This is a genomic window from Pedobacter steynii (assembly GCF_900103665.1).
GTDB classification, from domain to species: Bacteria; Bacteroidota; Bacteroidia; order Sphingobacteriales; family Sphingobacteriaceae; genus Pedobacter; species Pedobacter steynii.
On sequence record NZ_FNGY01000001.1, the window covers coordinates 425885 to 440577 of the forward strand.

Consider the following 14693-nt stretch of genomic DNA (forward strand, 5'->3'; position numbering starts at 1 on the left):
CTTATTTGTAAATGTTGCGTTTGTTTAAGGCTTCTCTGTATTTCTTTGCATTGATTTCATGTTCCTGAACGGTAACTGCAAAATTATGAAAGCCAGAAAAATCTTCCTTCGCACACATATAAATGTAATTGTTATTGTCTTTGTTCAATACTGCATCAATGGCATTGATACTCGGCATCATGATCGGTCCCGGAGGCAATCCTGCATATTTGTAGGTATTGTATCTCGACTGAACCTGTAAAAGAGAATTGGTGACTCTTTTTACCGTAAAATCATCATTCGCATAGATCACCGTTGGATCCGCCTGAAGCAGGATTCCCTTGTTCAAACGGTTCAGGTACAAACCTGCAATGATCGGCATCTCTTTGTCGTACAAAGCTTCCGAATCTACAATAGAAGCAAGGATAGAAACCTGGATAGGGCTTAAGTTTAATGCAGCTGCTTTCGCTTTACGCGAGTCATTCCAGAACTTCTCATATTCTTTTTGCATTTTCTCAAAGAAATCGGAAGGGGAGGTATTCCAGTACAACTCGTATGTGTTTGGAATAAACATAGTATAACTGTTGTCTTTATTGAAGCCATATTTTTCAATCAATGCCGCAGAATCCAGCAATTTGATAAAAGTAAGAGAGTCAGACTCCAGGCTTTTAGCCAGATATCCGGCAAAATTCTCTTTCTTTCTGATGTTCTGGAACTTCAGCTTTACCGGCTCCTGATTTCCTGCTTTCAGCATATTGATCAAACCGCGGTTGGTCATCCCTTTAGCGATCTTATAACGTCCGGGTTTCAAAGCACCTTTTAAATCCATCTTTGCTGCAGCCTGACTAAACGTTCCGATATCCGTCAGGATGTCCTTGCGACGGATTTCCTCAAATAAATCATCCAGCGTATGTCCTGTTCTTACATAAAGATATTTCTCTTTTCCTGTCGTATTAGGTGCAAAGTAAACCTTGTAGAATTGTAGTCCGTAATAACCTCCAATAACCAGCAGGACCAATAATGCCCCTAATATTACCTTAGTTTTTGTTTTAAAGCTTTTCTCGTTTGTCATAAAATGATCGTAAAATTATTTCTTGTTGGATAAGGTGATATTTACAGGTGTACCGATTTTAACTTTCGAAACAGAATCTGTAAGGAAAGGGTCCTGTCTGATAATAACGGCATTTGCACTGTCGATAATCTCTCCTTCATAAGTTATTGTACCTAAAGTAAGCATTGCGCCATTTTTTAACGCAAAAACAGCTTCATCTTTAGTCAGCCCGATTAGCGAAGGAATGTCAACTTCTTCATTTCCTTTTCCATCACCCAGTACAAAATCAATTCTGGAACCTTTAGGTAAAGACTCACCAGCTTTCAGGGGCTGTCCGCCAAACATTGCCTGAAGGACTACATCTTTACTCACATCAGATCTGTAAGTGGTATCTCCAAGTTTAAGCCCGTAATTCTCAATCAGCGCCTGTGCTTCTCTCAAAGGTTTAAACTCTATATCCGGAAATTTAACATTGGGTGCCAGGGCTACATTTACAGTTAAATAAATCGTTCTGTTGCCTTTTACAAAGGTGTTGGCTTCAGGGTCCTGATCAATCACAATTCCCGGAGGCGAATCCATCACAAAAACAGAGTCCACCTCATAACGAAGTCCAAGGTCTTCCAGCTTACTTACCGCCTGCGTAAATGCAAGGCCCTTTAATACCGGAACATTTAATCCCTCGCCATGTTTGGTATAATATCTTAAACTAAAGAAAGCAGTCAGCACAATTACCACTACAGTTACAATCGCGGCAATAAAGTTGTTTCTAAAGGATTTCGTCTTTAGGTAAGATATGAATTTGCTCATAGGTGTTTTTTCGTTCTTATTGTATTTCGCCCAAATTTAGACTAAAAAAATATTTTATTGGAATTAAAATAACATCTGCACCAACTAATTTATATTTGTGCATACATTTAACTTATTACTTTTAATAGGTTTTAACACGCTTAAAAATGAAGAAAACATTAGCATTACTAACCGGTGGCACCACAGGTGAGTGGGTCGTATCGGTTAAAAGTGCAGCCACTATCGCCCAAAATCTGGATGCCGACAAGTTTGATGTTTATAAAATTATGCTAACCCAACAAGGTTGGTTTTATGAACCCGCAGACTCCGTTAAAATTGAAGTTGACCGTAACGACTTCTCCCTGAACATTAAAGGCAGAAAAATTACATTTGACGGTGTATTTATCGCCATCCATGGCTCCCCGGGTGAAGATGGGAAATTGCAGGGCTATTTTGATATGATCGGTCTTCCATATACCACTTGTAACGCGCTCACTTCGGCCGTTACCATGAATAAAGGCTATACAAAATCTATTGTGACAGGTATTGAAAACCTTCACGTAGCCAGATCTGTACAGGTCTTTAAAAATACCGGTTATAGCGTTGAACAAATTAAGAAAGAGCTCAAACTCCCATACTTTGTGAAGCCTAATAATGGTGGAAGCAGTATTGGGATGAGTAAGGTAACACATGGTGCAGACCTGCAAAAGGCAATTGATAAAGCTTTCAAGGAAGACGATCAGCTGCTGATTGAAGAGTTTATATCCGGCCGGGAATTCACCGTAGGAGTAGTGAGATTGGACGGAAAAATAGTGGCATTGCCGGTAACTGAAGTAGAAACCGCGAAAGAGTTCTTTGACTTTGAAGCGAAATATACACCTGGAGTGGCGACAGAAACTACACCAGCGCCAATCAGAACCGAAACGAAATCAAGAGTGGCCCAGATCGCAGAAATGGTGTACCTCAAATTAAATTGCAGTGGCGTGGTGCGTATTGATTTTATCCTGACGGAAGATGAAGGTGATTTTTACTTCATTGAGATCAATACGATCCCAGGACAGACAGCAACGAGTTTTATTCCTCAGCAGGTGGCTGCAGCGGGTATGAAACTGAATGATTTTTATACGAAGCTGGTAAAAGAAACCATAGGATAATTGCTGTGGGGTAAAAACGGTAATCGCTCTTTTCATCCCCGAATCTTTGCTGAAGGGCAAATATTCGAATGTCTTCAAAGAGGATTTCAGTTTTTTAATAATCCTGCAATAATTGAAGAAGACCTGAAATGTGTACGATTGGATGTTTAACTGTTTTTTTAGCAGGTTTTCAGAAATAAGTTTATAGTTGATTTAATAGGTAATAACAGGCGCGGGTTTTATATAGAAAACAACAAAGAGGCTGTATCATCAAATGATCAGCCTCTTTGTTGTTAAACAGTAATAAAGTTAAAATCTGTATCCAATGCTCAATCCAGATCTTACACCTGCCCAGGGGCCATCGAAATCTATTTTGGCGCCATTGCCGTCAACCGTATATTTGGTTTTTACCAAAGGAAGGTCACCGAGGTCGTCATTAAGCGCTTTTCTCAATTCGTCCTGCTCCATTGAGTTTAATGCTTTCTTACCAGCGATATTTCCGGAAGCAATTCCATAATTTGGTCCGATGATCCATAAATCAAGAGAGATGGACTTGCTTAAACTCCATTGTGCTCCAATCAGAACACCTCCGGTAAAGGTATCCACGCCTCCGTTAAAATCCATTGTACCTTTAATGGTCGTACCGTTTTGCTGATATTCATAATTAAATGGTAGATCGGCATTGTATCTTGCATACCTCACAAAAGGCGCAACATAAAATCCCTGGAAAACACTTTCTCCAAAATAATACCTGAATTCAGGAGTGATGGAAAAGTTTCCTGTTTTAAAGTCTTTGATGCTTTCCCAGGCCTGGTCATCATCAATTCCATTTTTTAGTAATGTGCTGAACGGCATGGATGATTTAGGCATAAACCTAAGCCCAAGAGCCACAGCTGTTTTTCTTCCAATCGCCTGCTCGTATTGAAAAGAATAATTTTTAAGTGCCAGGGCAGCAACATTCCATTTCACGAGGTGTTTCCCGCTCTCTGAATCTGTACCGGCCTGTTGGCCATAACTCACGTTCCCTGAAAGAACCAGCGCAAGAAAGGCAAATGATAAAATAGTTTTAGTAAGGGTAAGGGTAAAGGTTTTCTTCATACTCATTGTTGTTTTTGATTTGTCAAAAGTATATATTATACCCTATACAATAATCATATAAATCAATGGTTAGATCAAAATCATACAATTAATGCCAATATCAGTCCCTGGTTAATATTTTACCAAACCAAACCAAACCATGTCCATTTTCTTTTTCTTCCCTTCCCCTCACAGTGTGTATACAGTTCTGCCCGGAACTTAATTTCTCAAAAAAAGATGCGTTCCAGGAAAAGGCCTAGGAAATTTTGCGCTTTTTCAGCGCAAAAGATTCCAGCCTTTGAGTGGTAATGCTTCTTTTTAGCAAAGACCTTAATTCCGAATGCAAAATGTATTACACCTTAATCGTCTTCCACTTGCCTTTTTTGAACAGAATATATCCTGCAATGGCAATCCCGGTCTCCGCAACAGGAATCGCGATAAACACCCCCGTAGGTCCCATCTCAAAATGTTTTGCCAGCAGGAACGCCAATGGGATTTGAAACAGCCAGAACCCGAACAAGTTAACCCATGTTGGCGTCCAGGTATCACCAGCACCGTTAAAAGTACTGATCAACACCATTCCGATCCCATAAAAGATATAACCCAGACTCATGATCTGTAAAGCATGAAGTGCCACTTCCTGAACCAGCTTATCGTTGGTAAAGAAAGAAATGAAATAATATCCGCCAATAAATGTAAATGCCATTACAGCGATCATATAGATGACGATATATTTAGCGGTCTTCATAACTGACTGCTCTGCACGGTCCAGGCTTTTTGCACCCAGATTCTGACCAACCAATGTTGCGGCAGCATTACTCATGCCCCATGCAGGGAGCATAAAGAACATCATCAGTCTTAATGCAGTCTGATAACCTGCTGAACCATGATCTCCGCCTGTAGTGGCGACCAGTTGCGCCAGGAAGATCCAGCTGCAGGAAGCAATGATAAATTGAAAGATCCCTGGGGTAGCGATTTTTAACAGCGCTTTTATTTGCTCGAAATGAGGCTTGAAATAGGATAGATGGAGCTTTAATAAGCTTTTTCCACTTACCAGGTGATAAACCTGATAACAAACACCTATTCCTCTGCCGATGGTGGTCGCGATTGCGGCGCCTGTTAATCCAAATGCCGGAATTGGGCCGAAGCCATTGATGAGGACCGGACATAAGATGATATTGGCAATATTGGCAATCCATAAGCTCTTCATGGCTATGGCTGCATTTCCTGCGCCTCTGAAAATACCGTTGATCAGGAAAAGGAGTACGATGATTACGCTTCCACCCATCATAATTCTTGCGAATGGGGTACCCTGTACAGCTGTTTCTGCGGAGGCTCCCATGAGCAATAGAATGTCTGAAGCATAGATGACGCCTAAAATGCTGATGACAACATTAACGGCTACGGCGACAATAATTGCCTGGACACCTGCTTTTGCTGCTGCTTCCGGGTTTTTCTCTCCAATCCGGCGGGCTACGACTGCTGTTGCAGCCATACTCATTCCTATCGCAAGGGAGTAAATGATCGTCAATACGGATTCTGTTAATCCTACTGTTTGTATCGCATGACTGCTATTGTGAAGGTGGCCTACAAAATAAAGGTCTACCAGTGCAAATACGGATTCCATGGCCATTTCCAACATCATCGGAATGGCGAGAAGGAGTACAGCCTTTCGGATACTGCCTTGAGTGAAATCAAGGTCTTCCCCTTTGAGGGCCTGTTTTAAAAGATTTAAAATTTGAGATAGCTTGCCTGTTGAAGCTGTTTGCTGATTTGACATAAATAGGGGAAAATGGATACAATAAACCGTCGTCAGCATAAATGCTGAACCTTTTAATTGGTGGAAGGAGGGGAGTCCTCGGTCTTAGAACCTTAAACGGACTGCGAATACAATCATCGTATTGCGGTTTAGTTAAGTACCAAATATAGTTTTTTTATGGTTAAATCTTAAAAAAAGAAAATATTTTTTGTCTTTCAGGGAAGGCGGGATGGTGCCGGTTTATTCGGAAAGAATATTGGGAAATCAGACAAATTGAGGTAAAGCTACACGAGGAATAAGGCTGCATCGGGACAACTAAATACCTGCTGAATAACAGCGAAATACCTGCTCCCGGCTATACAGGCTCTGACCACGCTCTATACACGCTCTATACTCGGTGCACACCCGCTTGAAAGCATGTTAAAGGCGGGTAAGCAACGCGGAAAAAACGGCTGAAAAATGAGGGATACCCCCGGCAGGTCCGGAGGTGACAGGTTGCTGCTAACGGTAGGATTTAAATGCTGTAGGCCAGAATCATTTCTTCATTCACTTTGCAGCCTTTTCCGGTATTGGTATCGATCATCACATAGTCGAACCAGCCATCGGAGGCAATCTTTCCGGTACGCTTATTTTCAATTTCAAATTGTACCCTGCATCCTTTTTCATTAATGGTTAGAATTCCGGTGCGGACGGCAATCACATCTCCAAGGATTAAGGGACGCTTAAAGTCGACATGAGCAGTGCGTACCACCCAGCCAAAGCCACTTTCGAGGAAAGATTCCATAGGCATTTTATAGAATTGTTCCATCTGGTCATATCTTGCGGCAAGTACATAGTCGAAGTATTTGCTGTTGTGCACGTGTTGAAACATATCTATGTCATCCGGACGTACTTTTAATTCGCTTTCAAATATGCTGTATTCGTTCTTTTCCATGTTTTCTTCGTTCTGAGGGCAAAAATAGGGTTTAGATTTTATTTATATTTGCTCCTGCATCGTAAATTAAAAGCAGATGACAATTGTGGGCTCACAACTTGCGAATCATTAAAACTTAAACTATCTTTGCACCCAATTAATTAATCCATACACACTTTAGTATCATTCAAGAAATGTATTTAAGTAAAGAAAAGAAAGCCGACATTTTTAAAACACACGGCGAAGTAGAAACCAACACGGGTTCTGCAGAAGGTCAGGTAGCGTTATTTACATACCGTATTGCGCACTTAACAGAGCATTTAAAGAAAAATCGTAAAGATTTCTCTACTCAGTTGTCACTACAAAAACTAGTAGGTAAACGTCGCGGTATTTTGGCTTATCTATTTAAAAAAGATATTGCCCGTTACCGTGCTATCATCAAAGCTTTAGGGCTAAGAGATATCATCAAACCTTTAGGTTCGAGAGATAGCAAATAAGCGTTAAAATATCAAGAAAAGCCATTCTAAAGGATGGCTTTTTTACTTTGAAAAATAAAATAAATATATATAAATCAGGTGTGTAGAAAGAGGAAAACACACCACAACACTCTTTAAATGAATGTAATAAAAAAATCGTTCGACTTGGGCGATGGAAGAACAATCGAAATTGAAACAGGGAAATTGGCGAAACAAGCTGATGGTTCTGTAGTTGTTAGAATGGGCGATACCATGTTATTGGCTACTGTAGTATCTTCAGTAGGTGCAAAAGCTGGTGTTGACTTTTTACCACTATCTGTAGATTATCAGGAGAAATATGCTGCCGCAGGCCGTATTCCCGGAGGATTCTTACGTCGTGAGGCAAGATTATCAGACTATGAAGTTTTAATTTCCCGTCTGGTTGACCGCGCTTTACGCCCGATGTTCCCTGAAGATTATCACTCAGATACTCAGGTGATGATCACTTTGATCTCTTCTGACAAAAATATTATGCCTGACTGTTTAGCTGGTTTAGCTGCTTCGGCTGCTATCGCGGTTTCAGATATCCCTTTCAACGGACCAATCTCTGAAGTACGTGTAGCTAAAATCGACGGTAACTTCGTGATCAACCCTTATGTAAGCGATCTTGAACGTGCAACTATGGAATTCCTTGTTGCAGGTACTGAATCTGATATCGTGATGGTAGAAGGTGAAGCGGACGAGATCTCTGAAGCAGACATGGTGGAAGCAATTGAATTTGCACACAAAGCAATCGTTGTTCAGGTTCAGGCACAAAAAGAATTGGCTGAATTAGTAGGTAAGACCGTTAAACGTACTTATTCTCATGAAGACAGCAATCCTGAATTAAAAGAAAAAGTTTATGCAGCTACTTATGATAAAGTATATGCAATAGCGAAAAGCAACACGAGCAAAGGTGAGCGTGGTGATGCTTTCGGTGCGATCTTAATGGATTTCATCGCTACTTTAGGCGAAGATATCGATGATGTAACCGGATTCTTATCTAAAAAATATTTCCATGATGTACAGTATGATGCCATCCGTAACCTGGTATTAGACGAAGGAATTCGTTTAGATGGCCGTGATGTGCGCACCGTACGTCCGATCTGGAGTGAAGTAGGTTACCTGCCTTCTGCTCACGGATCAGCAGTATTTACACGTGGTGAAACCCAATCATTAACTACCGTTACTTTAGGTTCTAAAGATGATGAGCAAATGATTGATGGTGCTTTCATCAATGGATACAACAAATTCTTATTACACTATAACTTCCCTGGTTTCTCTACTGGTGAGGTTCGTCCGAACAGAGGTGCTGGTCGTCGTGAAATCGGTCATGGTAACTTAGCCATGCGTTCATTGAAGAAAGTATTACCTGGATTGGAAGAAAATCCATATACCATCCGTATCGTTTCTGATATCCTGGAATCTAACGGTTCTTCGTCAATGGCAACTGTTTGTGCAGGTACATTAGCACTGATGGATGCCGGTATTAAAATCAAAGCTCCGGTATCCGGAATTGCAATGGGATTAATCACTGATGAGAAAACTGGTAAATATGCGATCCTTTCAGATATCTTAGGTGATGAAGATCATTTAGGTGATATGGACTTTAAAGTAACAGGTACTGAAAAAGGTATCGTTGCTTGTCAGATGGATTTAAAAATCAATGGCTTGAAATGGGAAGTGTTAACTAACGCTTTAAACCAGGCTAAAGAAGCTCGTTTACACATCTTAAACGAAATGAAGAAAACGATTTCTGCACCACGTGAAGATTACAAAGATCACGCGCCACGTATCGTTTCTCTAAGCATTGACAAAGAATTTATTGGTGCTGTAATCGGCCCAGGCGGTAAAATTATCCAGGAAATGCAACGCGAAACCGGCGCATCTATCTCTATCGAAGAAGTAGGTAACAAAGGTATCGTTGAAATCTTTGCTGATAATAAAGCAGCTATTGATGCTGCTGTTGGTCGCATCAACGCGATTGCTGCTAAACCAGACATAGGTGCTACTTATGATGGTAAAGTGAAATCTATCATGCCATTTGGTGCATTCGTAGAGATCATGCCAGGAAAAGACGGATTATTACACATCTCTGAGATCGACTGGACTCGTTTAGAAACGATGGACGGCGTGTTCAAAGAAGGTGACAGGATTCAGGTGAAACTTTTGGATATTGACAAACAAGGAAAAATGAAACTTTCAAGAAAAGCTTTATTGCCTCGTCCAGCAAAACCGGAAGGTACCGCAGAAAACAAACCTGCATAATACAAACATTAAAACCCCGCAATTCGCGGGGTTTTTTGTTTTAAAACAGCTTTATTTTTTATATTTACTTCGTTAACATTAAAACCTGTTGATCATGAAACACCTCATTGCTCCTTCCTTACTTGCCGCTGATTTTGCGAACCTTCAGCGTGATATTGAGATGGTCAATTCCAGTGAAGCAGACTGGTTCCATGTAGATGTGATGGATGGTGTTTTTGTACCCAATATCTCTTTTGGTTTTCCAGTGATGGAAGCGATAAAGAAACATGCCACAAAGCCGCTGGACGTACATTTGATGATCGTAAATCCCGATCAGTACGTTGAACGTTTTGCTGCAGCAGGGGCAACGGTAATTACCGTTCATTATGAAGCGTGTACACACCTCCACAGAACAGTCCAGGCAATTCATGCGGCAGGTTGCAAGGCAGGAGTGGCCCTGAATCCGCATACTCCGGTAGCGCTGTTAAAAGATATTCTTGCAGATCTGGACCTGGTATTGATTATGTCGGTAAATCCGGGTTTTGGCGGACAACAATTTATCCCCAATACCCTGAATAAACTGAGAGAGCTGAAAGCGATGGCAGCCACACTAAATCCGGACCTGATCATTGAAGTGGACGGAGGGGTAGGCATCCATAACCTCGGTGATTTAATCCAGGCAGGGGCCAGCGCCTTTGTCGCCGGAAATGCCATCTTCGCAGCCGCATCTCCAAAAGAAATGATTTCAGAATTAAAAAATCTCAATGCAGGCATCCTGAAAGTGTAAATGCTGAAACGCCACCTGTTGCTCTTCCTCCTTCTCCTGGGTTTTACAGGGCTGAAGGCGCAACCTTTAATAAAGGTGACGGGAATGGTGACGAATGAACTGCAGCAACCTTTGTCGGACGTAACCGTAAGGATCCTGGGCCAGGACCAATCGTCTTTAACAGACGAAAAAGGCAGCTATACCATTTACGCGGCAAGCACCGCCTTTGTCTTAAAATATTCCCTGCTGGGCTATAAACCTGTGCTGATCACCATCCACCACGATAAGGCCGGCAGGCTGATTCAGGATGTCAGGCTTAGTGAAAGCAGCAATGAACTGGAGCAGGTCAGGATTACCAGTAAACAAAATCAACTGAGCAACAGTACGACCATCAATATTGCCGGAATCCCGGCGATGCCATCTCCCTCGGGGAATTTTGAAGCCATCCTTAAAACCATGCCCGGTGTATCAGCAAACAATGAGCTGAGCGGCCAGTATAGTGTTAGAGGTGGTAATTTCGACGAAAACCTGATCTATGTAAACGATATCGAAATCAATCGGCCCGTGCTGATCAGAAACGGACAGCAGGAGGGGCTGAGCTTCATCAACAGCGATTTACTGAGCAGTGCCAAGTTTTCTGCCGGAGGCTTTGAAGCACGGTATGGAGACAAGCTTTCTTCTGTTCTGGATGTGAAGTATGGAAGGCCGGATAGCAGTCAGGCGGTATTAACTGGCGGACTGAATGGTGCTTCTTTGAGCACAAAATTACTCAGGCAACACGGTTTCCTGCTTGCAGGATTACGTTATAAAAACAATACAGGGGTTTTAGGTACTCAGGACAATAAAGGGAGTTACCGCCCGAGTTTTACGGATGCACAACTGATTTTTCAGCAGGAACTTTCTCCGAAGCTCAGTCTGAATTTTTTAGGAAATCTGAACAGCGGAACTTTTAAGCTGATTCCGGAAAGCCGTCAGACAGAGTTCGGAACCTTGAGCAGGACGATCCGCTTGAATGTGGGTTATGATGGGCAGGAGGTGGACGATTACCGCACATTGGGAGGAGCGGTCACTGCCCTGTATACCCCAAAGCCAAACCTGGTTGTGAAATGGATTAACAGTTATTTCAATAGCCTGGAAAGAGAAAACATCAACATTCAGGGCGCGTATTTTTTAAGGGAACTGAGCCCTGACCTTGTGAAACCAGGCGCCGGGGGATCTGCGACTGATAAAGGCACCGGAGGATATTTTACTTTTGCAGACAATGAACTGCGTTCCCAAAGGTTTAGCTCTGAACTCAAAGGAGACCAGACCTTTAATAACCATACTTTTTCCTGGGGATTACGCTTCGAATATAAAAACTACCGTGATGAGCTCAACGAGTATAGCCTGATCGACTCTGCAGGTGTAAACCGTTTTTATGGAGGACCCGCGATTGAGGTTAAAAATAAACTGGATATCCAATATTACAGTGCCTATGTGCAGGACAGTTATCGCCTTTCTGCACATACGGATCTTCAGCTGGGGCTGAGGGCGAACTACAATAGCCTGAGTAGTCAGTTACTGCTTAGTCCGCGTTTACTGCTGGCTTACCGCCCCCGGGGTAACAACAAGATCTTCAGGTGGAGTGCAGGTGTTTACCAGCAGGCACCGGATTATAGAAGTATCAGGGATTTTCAGGGGCAGCTGAACGGGAATCAAAAAGCCCAAAGGTCTTACAATACCTCTGCAGGAATGGATTATGCTTTTGACGGGCTGGGGACGCGACTGAAATTCAGTACGGAAGCTTATTTTAAATACCAGGACAGGCTGATTCCTTATATGATGGACAATGTACGGATCAGGTATCTGGCCGAAGAAATGGCGAAAGGATATACCTATGGGGCAGATTTCAGCATCGGCGGAGAGTTTGTGAAAGACCTGGTTTCTCATTTCAGACTGTCGCTGATGCAGGCAAAACAGCAGATCGGGAACGACCCTCAGGGCTTCCTGAAACGTCCCACCGATCAAATTGTTAATTTCTCTGCCTATTTTCAGGACCGCCTGCTCAACAGTCCGACGTATAAGGTACACCTTAACCTGCTTTATGGATCACAATTGCCCATCGGTGCGCCTTCATCGGATCGCTATACGGACAATTTTCATATCCCTGCTTATAAAAGAATAGACATTGGCTTCTCGAAAGATTTTCTGGATGATGCGGCTTTAAGGAAACCCGGATTTCTGGATAAATATTTTAGCTCATGTGCCCTTTACGCGGAAGTGTTCAACCTTTTGAATATCGACAATACGGTGTCTTACCTCTGGCTGAAAGATTTGAATAACGTTCAGTATGCCATACCTAATTATTTAACGGGCAGACGGATCAACCTGAAATTGATCATTAAGTTCAAAAATATGAAATAATAAACCACAGAAATATTACATTTACAACTAATAAAAATAACATAAAAATGAGACATAATTTCGGCGCTGGACCCTGTATCCTACCACAGGAAGTTTTCAAGCAAGCATCACAAGCAGTACTTGATTTTAAAGACGGCTTGTCTATTCTGGAGATCTCTCACCGCACACCTGAATTTGAAGGTGTAGTTGAAGAGGCTGGGAAGTTGGTTAAAGAATTGTTAAATGTTCCTGCCGGTTATTCCGTTCTCTTTTTACAAGGTGGTGCGAGTTTGCAATTTGCAATGGTTCCTATGAACCTGTTGCCTGAAGGCCAAACAGCCAGTTACCTGGAGACAGGAGTATGGGCAAACAAAGCGATTAAAGAAGTCGCTACTTTTGGAACTGCAAACATTGTAGCTTCCTCAAAATCATCGAACTATACCTTTATTCCTAAAGATTATAGTATCCCTGAAGACAGTGCTTATTTCCATTGCACCTCGAACAACACCATTTATGGAACAGAGATGTTCAGCCTGCCTGAAACAAAAGTTCCTGTAGTTTGTGACATGTCATCGGACATCATGAGCCGTGTAATTGATGTAGCTCAGTACGACCTGATCTATGCTGGTGCACAGAAAAATATCGGCCCTGCCGGTTTAACTGTAGTGATTGTGAAAGACGAGATCTTAGGTAAAACAGGTAGGAAAATCCCTTCTATGCTGGATTATAAAGTGCATATCGAAGGTGGTTCTATGTACAATACTCCTCCGGTATTCTCTATTTATGTAGCCATGCTGAACCTGAGATGGTTGAAATCTAAAGGTGGTGTAGCTGAAATTGAAAAAGAAAACATTGCAAAAGCGAAAGCTTTATATACGGAGATCGATAGAAATCCATTGTTCAAAGGTACCTGTGCGGTAGAAGACCGTTCAAGAATGAACATCTGTTTCGTAATGGAGAATCCGGAACTGGAAAAACCTTTCTTAAAGTACGCGGAAGAAAATGGCATCGAAGGAATCAAAGGCCACAGAAGTGTGGGCGGATTCAGAGCATCGATGTACAATGCACTTCCGATTACGAGCGTACATACTTTAATTGAATTAATGCAGATTTTTGCTGAAAAACACCAATAAAATATAAATTGATGATTAAGATACTTGCAAACGATGGAATAGATCCCATCGGTAAAGCCATGTTAGAGCAGGCAGGTTTTGTAGTGGATACAGAAACTGTTGCCCAGGATAAATTAGTTGATGCTTTACAGAATTATGATGCGATTACAGTACGTAGTGCTACAAAAGTCCGTCAGGAACTGATCGATCAGTGCCCAAACCTGAAACTAATCGGTAGAGGTGGAGTAGGAATGGACAATATTGATGTAGACTATGCGAGAGGTAAAGGCCTTGCGGTAATCAATACGCCGGCAGCTTCTTCACTTTCTGTAGCGGAACTGGTATTTGCGCATTTGTTCACGGGTGTTCGCTTTTTACAGGATGCCAACAGAAAAATGCCTGTTGAAGGAGATACTAAATTCAACGCGTTAAAAAAGGCGTATGCGAAAGGTGTGGAACTGAGAGGTAAAACGATCGGCATCATTGGTTTCGGCAGAATCGGAAGAGAGACCGCTACGGTAGCGTTAGGCCTGGGAATGAATGTCCTGGCTTATGATCTTTTCCCTTTTGAAGGAAACCTGACCTTAAATCTTCAGGGTGGTATTAAAGTAGACATTCCGGTGAAAACAGTTTCTCTGGAAGAAGTGATCACTAACAGTGATTTCATCAGTTTACATACGCCATTTGCAGATAAGCCAATCCTTGGTGCCGAAGAATTTGAAAAAATGAAAACCGGTGTGAGTGTGGTGAACTGTTCAAGAGGTGGAACCATAGACGAAGCGGCATTAATCGCTGCTTTAGATAGCGGTAAAGTTGCTTTTGCAGGCTTAGATGTATTCGATAACGAACCCACACCTTCCACTGCGATCTTACAACACGCAAAGATTTCTTTAACACCGCATATCGGTGCGGCAACAAACGAAGCGCAGGAGCGTATCGGTGTTGAACTTGCTACATTAATTATTGAGCATTTTAATAAATAGCTTTTAATGAG

The 14693-nt window shown here is 42.0% G+C and carries 12 protein-coding genes; 7 read left to right on the top strand and 5 right to left on the bottom strand.

Going from position 1 to position 14693, the window contains the following annotated elements:
* Nucleotide 1: 1 nt before the first annotated feature.
* A complete protein-coding gene (gene mltG, locus BLQ87_RS01660) occupies nucleotides 2-1051 on the bottom strand; it encodes an endolytic transglycosylase MltG (protein ID WP_074604345.1) in 1050 nt (349 codons plus the stop codon).
* 15 nt (nucleotides 1052-1066) lie between these two features.
* Nucleotides 1067-1837: a PASTA domain-containing protein gene (locus tag BLQ87_RS01665; RefSeq protein WP_074604347.1), complete on the bottom strand. Its 771-nt coding sequence runs from the start codon at nucleotides 1835-1837 to the stop codon at nucleotides 1067-1069.
* A 146-nt stretch (nucleotides 1838-1983) separates the two neighbouring features.
* Here BLQ87_RS01665 and BLQ87_RS01670 point away from each other — a divergent pair, with 146 nt between their 5' ends.
* Nucleotides 1984-2970, top strand: a complete 987-nt coding sequence (locus tag BLQ87_RS01670; RefSeq protein WP_074604349.1) for a D-alanine--D-alanine ligase — start codon at nucleotides 1984-1986, stop codon at nucleotides 2968-2970.
* Nucleotides 2971-3258: 288 nt separating this feature from the next.
* On the opposite strand, the gene BLQ87_RS01675 is transcribed toward BLQ87_RS01670, so the two are convergent.
* The 3 genes from BLQ87_RS01675 to BLQ87_RS01685 all read right to left on the bottom strand — a co-directional run bounded on the left by BLQ87_RS01675 (nucleotide 3259) and on the right by BLQ87_RS01685 (nucleotide 6719).
* Entirely contained in the window at nucleotides 3259-4047 is a 789-nt protein-coding gene (locus BLQ87_RS01675; RefSeq protein WP_074604351.1) for a DUF3575 domain-containing protein, read from the bottom strand.
* A 331-nt stretch (nucleotides 4048-4378) separates the two neighbouring features.
* On the bottom strand, nucleotides 4379-5806 hold the full coding sequence (locus BLQ87_RS01680) for an MATE family efflux transporter (RefSeq protein ID WP_074604353.1): 1428 nt from the start codon (nucleotides 5804-5806) through the stop codon (nucleotides 4379-4381).
* 493 nt (nucleotides 5807-6299) lie between these two features.
* Nucleotides 6300-6719 (bottom strand): acyl-CoA thioesterase, encoded by a 420-nt coding sequence (locus BLQ87_RS01685; protein WP_074604355.1) that lies wholly within the window; start codon nucleotides 6717-6719, stop codon nucleotides 6300-6302.
* A 173-nt stretch (nucleotides 6720-6892) separates the two neighbouring features.
* On the opposite strand from BLQ87_RS01685, the gene rpsO reads away from it, so the two are divergent.
* From rpsO to BLQ87_RS01715, 6 genes are all read left to right on the top strand, one after another.
* A complete protein-coding gene (gene rpsO / locus BLQ87_RS01690) occupies nucleotides 6893-7195 on the top strand; it encodes a 30S ribosomal protein S15 (protein ID WP_074604357.1) in 303 nt (100 codons plus the stop codon).
* A 117-nt stretch (nucleotides 7196-7312) separates the two neighbouring features.
* Nucleotides 7313-9460, top strand: coding sequence for a polyribonucleotide nucleotidyltransferase (pnp, locus tag BLQ87_RS01695; protein WP_074604359.1), 2148 nt, complete (start codon nucleotides 7313-7315; stop codon nucleotides 9458-9460).
* Nucleotides 9461-9554: 94 nt separating this feature from the next.
* Nucleotides 9555-10226, top strand: coding sequence for a ribulose-phosphate 3-epimerase (gene rpe / locus BLQ87_RS01700; protein WP_074604361.1), 672 nt, complete (start codon nucleotides 9555-9557; stop codon nucleotides 10224-10226).
* Complete coding sequence (locus BLQ87_RS01705) at nucleotides 10227-12608, top strand: TonB-dependent receptor (RefSeq protein WP_074604363.1); 2382 nt, start codon at nucleotides 10227-10229, stop codon at nucleotides 12606-12608.
* Between the two features lie 47 nt (nucleotides 12609-12655).
* Complete coding sequence (gene serC, locus BLQ87_RS01710) at nucleotides 12656-13720, top strand: 3-phosphoserine/phosphohydroxythreonine transaminase (protein WP_074604365.1); 1065 nt, start codon at nucleotides 12656-12658, stop codon at nucleotides 13718-13720.
* 11 nt (nucleotides 13721-13731) lie between these two features.
* Nucleotides 13732-14682 carry a D-2-hydroxyacid dehydrogenase gene (locus BLQ87_RS01715; RefSeq protein WP_172664791.1) on the top strand — a complete coding sequence of 317 codons (951 nt, stop codon included), beginning with the start codon at nucleotides 13732-13734 and terminating at the stop codon, nucleotides 14680-14682.
* The last annotated feature ends 11 nt before the right edge of the window (nucleotides 14683-14693 follow it).